Raw genomic sequence first — 8,571 nt, 5'->3', positions numbered from 1 at the left:
ATCGCGACTTCCAGTTTGGTGGTGTAGTAGTGCTCTTGGGTGCCTTGAGCCGAAGTGCGGTACCACTGGATAACGATTTCGCTCATGCGCTCGCCCGAGGTCAGAGCGGCTTGCAGCAGAGGCGAAGCCTTGTCGTAGACCTTGGTGATCACAACAGGCTTGTGTACGCGTTGACCGGTTGGCTGACCGGATTGCGGGTCACGCGGGATGATCACGTCGTGGGTGAATGCCTGAACCATGACCTGGTCTTCATGACCTTCCTGGTAGGTGTTGCCAACGGAGTCGGCGGTGAAGGCGCCGGCAGTGATCAGGCCTTGTTTTTCGCCGGTAACCGACATGTACGCTGGTGTTGCCATGGGGGTGCTCTCCTTGCTCAAAAGGACTTACTCGACAGGCACCATTGCCGGTCAGAGTGGCGATGAGCTATCAAACTTCATGCCAGATATTTCGAACCCCTTTCGGATCAATGTTTTGAGCTGGACCCAGCGCATTCCTACGTCGTTTAAACCAAGATAAACAAAGAAAAGTGCGCAACTTCTTGCGCAGTGGTGTGCAAGAAGTTGCGCACTCGTCTGTACAGAACGGATTACGCGGCCTGTAGAGATGTGTCCACATGGTTATCCACATTCGAGTGCGCAAGAAGTTGCGCACATTGGTGTGAGGCCACTATTTGGTTGAGCCTGAATTCTGTGGTGCGTAATGGAGAGCCCCTCACCCTAGCCCTCTCCCAGAGGGAGAGGGGACTGACCGTGGTGTATGGGGGAGGTACGCCGACGTGTGATATCGGGTGGAACTCAGGTTAGAAAAAACGGCTGGTGTTATTTGACTAGTCGTTTTTCTTTGGAGGGTCGGTAGCCGAAATACGAGCTATAGCATTTGCTGAAATGGCTTGGTGAAACGAAGCCGCAAGCGACAAGGACTTCCACCTGTGACAGCTCAGTGTGCTGCAACAACCGCCGCGCTTCGGTGATGCGCAGCTCCAGGTAATAGCGCTGCGGTGTAGTGCCGAGTTGCTCCTTGAACAGACGCTCCAACTGCCGGCGGGATCGGCCGGCGTAAACCGCCAGTTGCTCCAGCTCCAGCGGCTCCTCAAGGTTGGCATCCATCAACTTCACCACTTCACGCAACGGCGCACTGACGCAGATGTTTTCATCCGGTTTGATCCGCCGATACCGCGACTCTTCAAACGCCAGAATGTCTTCGATACCTTCGACCAACGCCTTGCCGTGCAAGCTCTTGATCCAGTCGAGCGCCATGTGGAACGCCCCGGACGGACTCGAGGCCGTGAGCCGGTCGCGATCGATCACGTAAGGCTCGCTGCTGACCTGAGTGGACTTGGCAATTTCAGTCAGGGCCGGGCGATGTTCCGGGTGAATCGCGCAGCGGTAACCGTCAAGCAATCCGGCGCGTCCGAGAAACCACGCGCCGTTCCACAAACCGGCGAGGGAAACGCCCCGCTCCGCCGCCGCCCGCAACAGGCTGGACAACTCATCAGATGCCTTCAGCTCAGTGCGATAACCACCGCACACCACCAGCAAATCCAGATCATCCAATGCCGCAAGATCAATCCGCGCATCCGGGCGAATGACCAAGCCCAGATCACTGATCACCTCACCTTCGCCCAAGCCAAACGTACGAGAAGCAAACAGCTCTGCACGCAACAGATTGGCGGTGATGATCGTGTCCAGCGCCTGGGTAAAGGCCGGCAGCGAAAAGTGTTCGAGCAGCAGAAAACCGGTGCGGGTCATGCGGGCGTCAGCGGATTGCTCATTCAGATAGCGGAGGTTTTTCCCCTTCATGCCTCCGCTGAATTGGCGTCGTTCGATCAAGGTCGGGTCCATCGGTCATGTTGTTATCCGCCGATAGTTGGCCTGATCGAACAAAGAGTCAATCACGCCTGCGGTTGATGGCTGGTCACGCAGTGAATTCCGCCGCCTCCAGCCGCGATTGCATCGATGTTGAGTTGGACAATTTCACGCTGCGGATACAGCTCGGACAACAGGTCAAACGCCTTTTTGTCCGCCGCTTTGTCGCCGAATTCCGGAGCGATGATCGCGCCATTGATCACGAAGTAATTGATGTACCCGGCGGCAAAGTCAGCGTTGTCCTTGTTGAACTTGCTCTTGCGCGGCTTCAGTGGCGGCGAAATCGTGTGGATCTGCAATTTACGCCCGTCGGCATCGGTGGCGTTCTTGAGAATTTCCAGGTGCGCCAGCGTGACCTTGTGATCGTAGGACTCAGGGTCGCTGTCGAGGTTGGCGAGCACCACGCCGGGCTTTATAAAGCGCGCATAGAAATCGACGTGGGCATCGGTGATGTCTTTATTCTTGATCCCCGGCAGCCAGATGATTTTGCGCAGGCCCAGACGTTCCTTCAATTCAGCCTCGACGTCAGCCTTGCTCCAGTCCGGGTTGCGGTTGCTGTTGAGCCAGCTGCTCTCGGTCATGATCCCGGTGCCGTGGCCATCGACTTCGATGCCGCCGCCCTCGCCCACCAGTTCGCTGCGCTGATAGGTCGCTTGCGCATCGTCGGCCACAAGTCGGGCGACTTTCGCGTCTTTGCTGTGCTGCTGTTTGTTGCCCCAGCCGCTGAAGTTGAAATCCACGGCACCGAGCCCGCCCTTGTCGTCGATGACGAAATTGGCGCTGATGTCGCGCATCCAGATGTCATCGAGTGCAGCGGTGACATAAGTGATGTTGCGTGTGCCGCAGAATTCTTCGGCGAGGCTGCGCTCGTTCTTGCGGCAGAACACGGTGACCGGTTCAAACCGGGCGATGGCGCGGGCGACGCGGCCGAGGGCTTCCTGGACGTCTTCGGTGAAGTCTTCCCAGATGGCATCTTGCGCGCCGAAGGCGATGTAGGCGCGCTCGTGTTTGTCACCCTCGTCGGGCATGAACCAGCGGCCCTGCGCAGCCGCGAGTACGGTGCGTGGCGACAGGCCGAGGCCCATCACTACTGCACTGACACCGGCAACCACCGAGGCCTGTTTGATGAAATCGCGACGAGTCGTCATGTGCACGTTTCCTGAATATCGGTGAAGGCCGGCGCTTGCTCGCCGGCCGTGAATCATTGGCGGGTGGCGGTTTTGAATTTGGTCCAGGTGCGCATACGCGCACGCATGTCGGCCTGGGAAATGTCCTTGCCGGTAATCAACCGCGCATAGGTCGCTTCGTCGAGGTAGATGTCCGGGTTGTCGCGCATCACCGCATCGACCCCCGCCCGCGCCTTGGCGCTGGAGGTCGGGTAGCCGGTGGCGTTGCTGATCGCGGCCATGTTCTGCGGGCGCATGACGAAGTTGATGAACGCGTAGGCGTATTCCGGGTGTCGGGCGTCGACGGGAATGGCCATGGTGTCCATCCAGATCGTCGTGCCTTCACGCGGCACTCGGTACTGGAATTTGGTGTGCTTGCCGGCGCTGTCCGAGGTGCGTTGCGCCTGGGTCATATCGCCGCTGTAACCGAGGGACAGGCACAGATTGCCATTGACCAGATCGGTCACCGGTTGCGACTGGAACTTGCGAATGTAAGGCCGCAGTTTCATCAGCAAATCACTCGCTGCCGCCAGATCCGCCGGTTTGGCGCTGCGCGGATCGCGGCCGAGGTAATTGAGTACGACGGCGAGCACTTCGTCCGGCGAGTCGATCACCGAGATACCGCAGTTGGCGAATTTGGCCGCCAGTTCCGGTTTGAACAGCATGTCCAGACTGTTGACCGGCGCATCGGCCATGCGCTGTTCGATCTGCTCCTCGTTGTAGGTCAGGCCGATGGTGCCCCAGGTGTACGGCACCGTGGCTTTTTGCGAGTGCTCGTAGTGGCTGCGCAGTTTCTGCAAACCGGGCTCGATGTCATCCATTGCCGTCAGCTTCGCTTGATCCAGCGGCATCAGGCTGCCGGCGCGCACGAGGCGCTCGGCCACGGTGTCGCCGGGGAAGATCAGGTCGTAACCGCTGCCGCCGGACAGCATCTTCGCCTCTAGCGTTTCGCTGCCATCGAGAACGTCGTAGATCACCTTGATCCCGGTTTCGGCGGTGAAACGGCTCAGGGTGTCTTCGGCGAAATAATCGGCCCAGTTGTACAGCCGCAGGGTCTTGTCTTCGGCATGCAGTGACGGCATGAAGCAGGTCAGTGCCAGGCCTATCGCGCCGAGCCAGCGTTTGTGGTGGGTAACCATAATCAAACCCCTTGAGTGTTCCAGCGTGCATGGAGGTGCCGACCGTCCTGACTCAGCAGCGGCCCGTACATGTCCGGGCGACGATCGCGGTAGATGCCCCAGTTCAAACGCTCTTCGCGCATCGCGGCCAGATCGACGCTGTGCAGCAGCACGCCGGTGCTGTCGCGGTCGGCTGTGGCGAACAATTGGCCCTTGTGATCGCTGATGAACGATGAGCCGTAGAAGCTCATTTGCAGGCTCGGATCGGTCGTCGCGACTTCTCGGCCAACTCGATTCGATGCCACCACCGGCAGCAAGTTGGCGGCGGCGTGGCCGCGCATGGTCATCTGCCAATGGTCGCGGGAATCCAGCGTCGCGCAGCCCGGTTCAGAGCCGATAGCCGTCGGGTAGAGCAAGACTTCCGCACCCATCAACGCCAGGCACCGCGCCGTTTCCGGGAACCACTGATCCCAACAGATGCCGACGCCGAGGAGGCCAAACGCGGTGTCCCAGACTTTGAAACCGGTGTCGCCGGGGCTGAAGTATTCCTTTTCCTGATAGCCAATGGCGTTGGGGATGTGGGTCTTGCGATACACACCCAGCAGACGCCCGTCAGCATCGGCCACGCTCAGCGAATTGAAGTAGGCATTGCCGGCCTTCTCGAACCAGCTCAGCGGCAGCACCACACCCAGCTCACGGGCCAGCGCGGCGAAACGAGCCAGCACGCGGCTGTCGCGATACTCCTCGGCCAGCGCCATGTGCTTATGGCTTTGTTCGATGCAGAAGTACGGCGTGGCGAACAGTTCCTGCAGCAGGATGACTTGCGCGCCCTTCCCCGCAGCTTCCCGCACCAGACGTTCAGCCTGATCGAGGTTGCCGGGTAAGTCCCAGGTGCACGACATCTGGGTGGTGGCGATGGTCAGTAGCGTCATCGCTCAACCCTCCAGAGGCCAGGCTGGCTGCTGTTGGGTAATGCAATGCACACCGCCGCCGCCATGGGCCAGATTATTGATCCGCACCGGCACCACTTCACGACCGGGGAAGGCTTGCTTCAGTACTTTCGCCGCAACGTGGTCGGCCTCGATACCGTAGGCCGGCATGATGATCGCGCCGTTGGCGATGTAGAAATTGGTGTAAGAGGCGCAAAACACTTCGGCCTCGGTGTCGACCGCCTCGGAGGCTTCGAACAGTTCGATCAGCTCGAATTTACGGCCCTGGGCGTCGGTCGCCAGTTCCAGCGCGCGACGGTTTTCCCGAGCCACTTCGGCATACACCGAGCTTTGGTCATGGGTCGCATCCACCAGCAGCACACCCGGACGAGCGAAGGCGCACACGCCATCGACGTGGCCATCCGTGACGTCGCCAGTGACGTAATCCGGATCGCCCGGCAGCCAGATGGTTTTCTTCACGCCGAGCAGGCGGCTGAAGATTTCTTCCATCTCGGCTTTGCTCATGCCCGGGTTGCGATTGGGGTTGAGCAGCACCGATTCGGTGGTGATCAGCGTGCCTTCGCCGTCGACATGAATCGCCCCGCCTTCGTTGCTCAGCGGCGTGCCGAAGCATTCCAGGCCCAAGTGATTGAGCGCACGACGCGCCACGCTTTCATCCAGATCATGCGCCGACTTGCCGCCCCAGGCATTGAAGCGCCAGCTGACTCCGGCAAGCCCAAGTTGCGCATGGCAGACAAAGCTTGGACCGGAATCACGGAACCAGCTGTCGTTGACCGCCAACGGGATCAACTCGACGTTCGGCCCGCACAGGGCTTTGGCGCTGGCGATAGCCGAGGGATCGACGACCATTTTTACCCGTTCGAAGCGGGCGATGGCATTGGCCACGCCGGCAAAATCCTGCTGTACCAGCGGCAAGGTCACACCCCAAGCGGATTGCCAAAGGGCCTCGTTATGTGGCCAGACCATCCACGTCGCCGCGTGCGCCACCCATTCGGCCGGCATCATCCAACCGCTGTTTTTAATGTTGTCGTGCTGCATGATAAGCCTCGTCAGTTAAGCTGTTGTGTTCAATGGCACCTATGCTACGGTCCATAAAAACAGCGAACAAACGATGGATTTAGCGCACAACTGATTAGAGGAACTTATCGATCATGCTCAAGCACTGGCCCCCACTCAGCTCGCTGCGCGGCTTTGAAGCCGCCGCCCGGCTGGGCAGTTTTCACAAGGCTGCCGACGAGTTGCACCTCACGCAGTCGGCGATCAGCCAGCAGATCCGCAGCCTGGAGACGTATCTGGAACAACCGCTGTTTTTCCGCAACGGTCGCAGCGTGGCGCTCACCGATGCCGGCAATGATTTGCTCAGCACCACGCAGGCGATGCTGCAGCAACTGGCGGTCGGGATTCGTCGTCTCGGGCAGTATCAGAAGCCCAATCAACTGGTGCTCAACACCACACCGGCGTTCGCCCGGCATTGGCTGTTGCCGCGACTGGGGGCGTTTCGCCGGGAGCATCCGCAGGTCGATCTGTGGATCTTCAGTACCGATGAAGTGCCGGACATGACCACGCAGACCATCGATCTGGCGGTGCGCGACGACATCAGTTCGCAGGCGGAGTGCAGCTTCAAAGTGCTGTATGCCGATCGTCTTTATCCGGCGTGCCATCCAAGCGTGTTGGAGCTGCCTGCCGCGCAACGCACCACATTGCATGGTGAGCGGGAAATGGACTGGAGCCATTGGGCAGTAGAGGCCGGAATCGATGTCGGCCAGCAGGATCAGGGCCTGAATTTTTCCGATCCGGGATTGCTGCTCGATGCCGCTTGTTCAGGTCTCGGTATCGCGCTGGTGAGTCAGTTGCTCAGCCGGCAGGCAAGGGCTGACGGCGTGTTGCAGCCCTTGGTCGAGGACACCATTCGCGGGCCTAACTGGGCACTGCTGACTCACCGTGACAGTGAAAATGACCCGATGGCCCAGCGTTTTACCGCGTGGCTATCGGATCATCTGCAGTCAGCCTGACTTGCGATCAAACGACTGAAAAGGCACCGGCACCGACTCTTTCTTCCAGGCGTCCAAACAGCACGTAGTGCTGATAGCCACTGGAGAAGGAGCCGTTGTGAACGGCCTGTCGGACGTCGTCATTCAATTGAAGGTATCGGGCTTCATCGAAGTTTTCGGCACTGACTTCACCGGCCCGGCCAAGTTGTTCGCTATCAATCGGCAAACCCGCAATGCTGCGCTGCTGGAAATCGATCATGCGATTGATCGCATGACTTTCAAGCGCGCCCTTGCCGGGATACATCGCGTAGATGTGCATCCCTTTGTTGACGCACCGATCGCACATGTCGACGCAGTTTTTCTGGGTGTTTTTACGCTGCATCAACTCGTCGACAGCGATGTCGAGATACTTGCCGACCTGGTATTCGCTTTGATTGAAGATCGTGCAACACAGCACTGTATTGCCGTTGCAGTCGATCACCAGCCAATTGTCCTTGAGCGTGCACGCTTGTTTGTGGAAGTTCTGCACAACATTGACCAGATCATCGTAAGGCGGCAATGCCAGCCTTTTCAGGGTCTCGTGGTCGGTTTCAGTCACCGAAGGATCGTGTTCGACAATGGCCAGCACTTTTTCCAGCGGCATCATCACGGAATAACCCGTGCCGAATGTGAAGCCGAGACGCTCACTGAACTCGCGCATCAGCATTTCTTCTTCGAGGTTGTCCAGATAACGATGGTAATAAACGTCGATCCGGGTATTCAGACCATGCTGCTGCACGAGTTCACTGAGGGTGATCATGTTCTGTTTTACAACTTCGATATCCCCCCCGACATGCCCCTTCGAGTAGGTCTCCTGGTAAAACCCTGAAAGCGAGATCCGAAAGAAACCCGGCTCGGCCAACAAGGCTTTTTCCATGTTTTTGGCCAGGTTCAGGTTAGTGCTGACGCCACTGTTGATGCCCGCCGCATTGATGATCTCGATGAACTCGCCGATCTTTGGATGCACCAGAGGCTCAGTCCAGTTGTAGAGAAAGATAGAGCTGACGCCTTCACGCTTGGCTTTCTCGACGATCGCCCGGAACATGTCGAGCTGCATGGCTTTTTTGTAGTTGAGGTTTTCCGAGTTACCCATCGGACAAGAGGGGCAGCTCAGATTGCAGGCGCCGACGATATCGATGTACATATTCATGTGAAATTCCTTGAACCCAGAGCTTTTCTGGTCAACGCCTCAGGTCTGCGGGACGCCAGCAGTGTTGGTTATTTGACGGCTTCGGAGCGAGCTAGCAAAAACTGCACCAGTCACTCTCTACGCCATTAACTTCACCACCCAATCGATAAACACTGCTCTCGGAGTTCTGAGGCGCTGCGCCACATCCGACCGTAACCACCGTCGGCGTGACGTGGTTGTACGGCTTCGATTTCGAGATCAAGGTGATAGCCAGGGTCCCCGAAACACACTGAGCTCTCCCGCAGGAGAAACG

At 58.5% G+C, this 8,571-nt stretch carries 8 protein-coding genes and 1 pseudogene; 2 read left to right on the top strand and 7 right to left on the bottom strand.

The window, feature by feature from the left end; all coding sequences use genetic code 11:
• The 6 genes from ACIONG_RS05210 to ACIONG_RS05185 all read right to left on the bottom strand — a co-directional run.
• The coding region (locus tag ACIONG_RS05210; RefSeq protein ID WP_401297188.1) for an Hcp family type VI secretion system effector at positions 1-356 on the bottom strand (356 nt) is incomplete at its 3' end.
• 462 nt (positions 357-818) lie between these two features.
• Entirely contained in the window at positions 819-1,841 is a 1,023-nt protein-coding gene (locus ACIONG_RS05205) for a GlxA family transcriptional regulator (protein ID WP_401297186.1), read from the bottom strand.
• 50 nt (positions 1,842-1,891) lie between these two features.
• Positions 1,892-3,013, bottom strand: a complete 1,122-nt coding sequence (locus ACIONG_RS05200; RefSeq protein WP_401297184.1) for an agmatine/peptidylarginine deiminase — start codon at positions 3,011-3,013, stop codon at positions 1,892-1,894.
• Positions 3,014-3,066: 53 nt separating this feature from the next.
• Positions 3,067-4,170, bottom strand: a complete 1,104-nt coding sequence (locus ACIONG_RS05195; protein WP_401297182.1) for an extracellular solute-binding protein — start codon at positions 4,168-4,170, stop codon at positions 3,067-3,069.
• A 2-nt stretch (positions 4,171-4,172) separates the two neighbouring features.
• Complete coding sequence (gene aguB / locus ACIONG_RS05190; protein WP_401297180.1) at positions 4,173-5,081, bottom strand: N-carbamoylputrescine amidase; 909 nt, start codon at positions 5,079-5,081, stop codon at positions 4,173-4,175.
• 3 nt (positions 5,082-5,084) lie between these two features.
• Positions 5,085-6,137 (bottom strand): agmatine/peptidylarginine deiminase, encoded by a 1,053-nt coding sequence (locus ACIONG_RS05185; RefSeq protein WP_401297178.1) that lies wholly within the window; start codon positions 6,135-6,137, stop codon positions 5,085-5,087.
• A gap of 113 nt (positions 6,138-6,250) precedes the next feature.
• Between ACIONG_RS05185 and ACIONG_RS05180 the strand changes: the two genes are divergently transcribed.
• Entirely contained in the window at positions 6,251-7,111 is an 861-nt protein-coding gene (locus ACIONG_RS05180) for a LysR substrate-binding domain-containing protein (RefSeq protein WP_401297176.1), read from the top strand.
• Positions 7,112-7,118: 7 nt separating this feature from the next.
• Here ACIONG_RS05180 and ACIONG_RS05175 read toward each other — a convergent pair whose 3' ends face one another.
• Entirely contained in the window at positions 7,119-8,279 is a 1,161-nt protein-coding gene (locus ACIONG_RS05175; protein ID WP_212809092.1) for a radical SAM/SPASM domain-containing protein, read from the bottom strand.
• A 170-nt stretch (positions 8,280-8,449) separates the two neighbouring features.
• Here ACIONG_RS05175 and ACIONG_RS05170 point away from each other — a divergent pair.
• Positions 8,450-8,551: pseudogene (locus tag ACIONG_RS05170) on the top strand (RidA family protein); the annotation flags it as partial.
• Positions 8,552-8,571: the final 20 nt, after the last annotated feature.

The organism is Pseudomonas sp. NPDC087817 (assembly GCF_044742875.1).
GTDB lineage: Bacteria > Pseudomonadota > Gammaproteobacteria > Pseudomonadales > Pseudomonadaceae > Aquipseudomonas.
Note: the sequence above shows the minus strand (reverse complement) of the source record. Positions and strands in the feature narration are given on the sequence as shown.

What these genes read in the sequence shown, in the direction of transcription:
- ACIONG_RS05205 (WP_401297186.1), bottom strand. Translation starts at nt 1,841, where the DNA reads ATGGACCCGACCTTGATCGAACGACGCCAATTCAGCGGAGGCATGAAG.
- ACIONG_RS05200 (WP_401297184.1), bottom strand. Translation starts at nt 3,013, where the DNA reads ATGACGACTCGTCGCGATTTCATCAAACAGGCCTCGGTGGTTGCCGGT.
- ACIONG_RS05195 (WP_401297182.1), bottom strand. Translation starts at nt 4,170, where the DNA reads ATGGTTACCCACCACAAACGCTGGCTCGGCGCGATAGGCCTGGCACTG.
- aguB (WP_401297180.1), bottom strand. Translation starts at nt 5,081, where the DNA reads ATGACGCTACTGACCATCGCCACCACCCAGATGTCGTGCACCTGGGAC.
- ACIONG_RS05185 (WP_401297178.1), bottom strand. Translation starts at nt 6,137, where the DNA reads ATGCAGCACGACAACATTAAAAACAGCGGTTGGATGATGCCGGCCGAA.
- ACIONG_RS05180 (WP_401297176.1), top strand. Translation starts at nt 6,251, where the DNA reads ATGCTCAAGCACTGGCCCCCACTCAGCTCGCTGCGCGGCTTTGAAGCC.
- ACIONG_RS05175 (WP_212809092.1), bottom strand. Translation starts at nt 8,279, where the DNA reads ATGAATATGTACATCGATATCGTCGGCGCCTGCAATCTGAGCTGCCCC.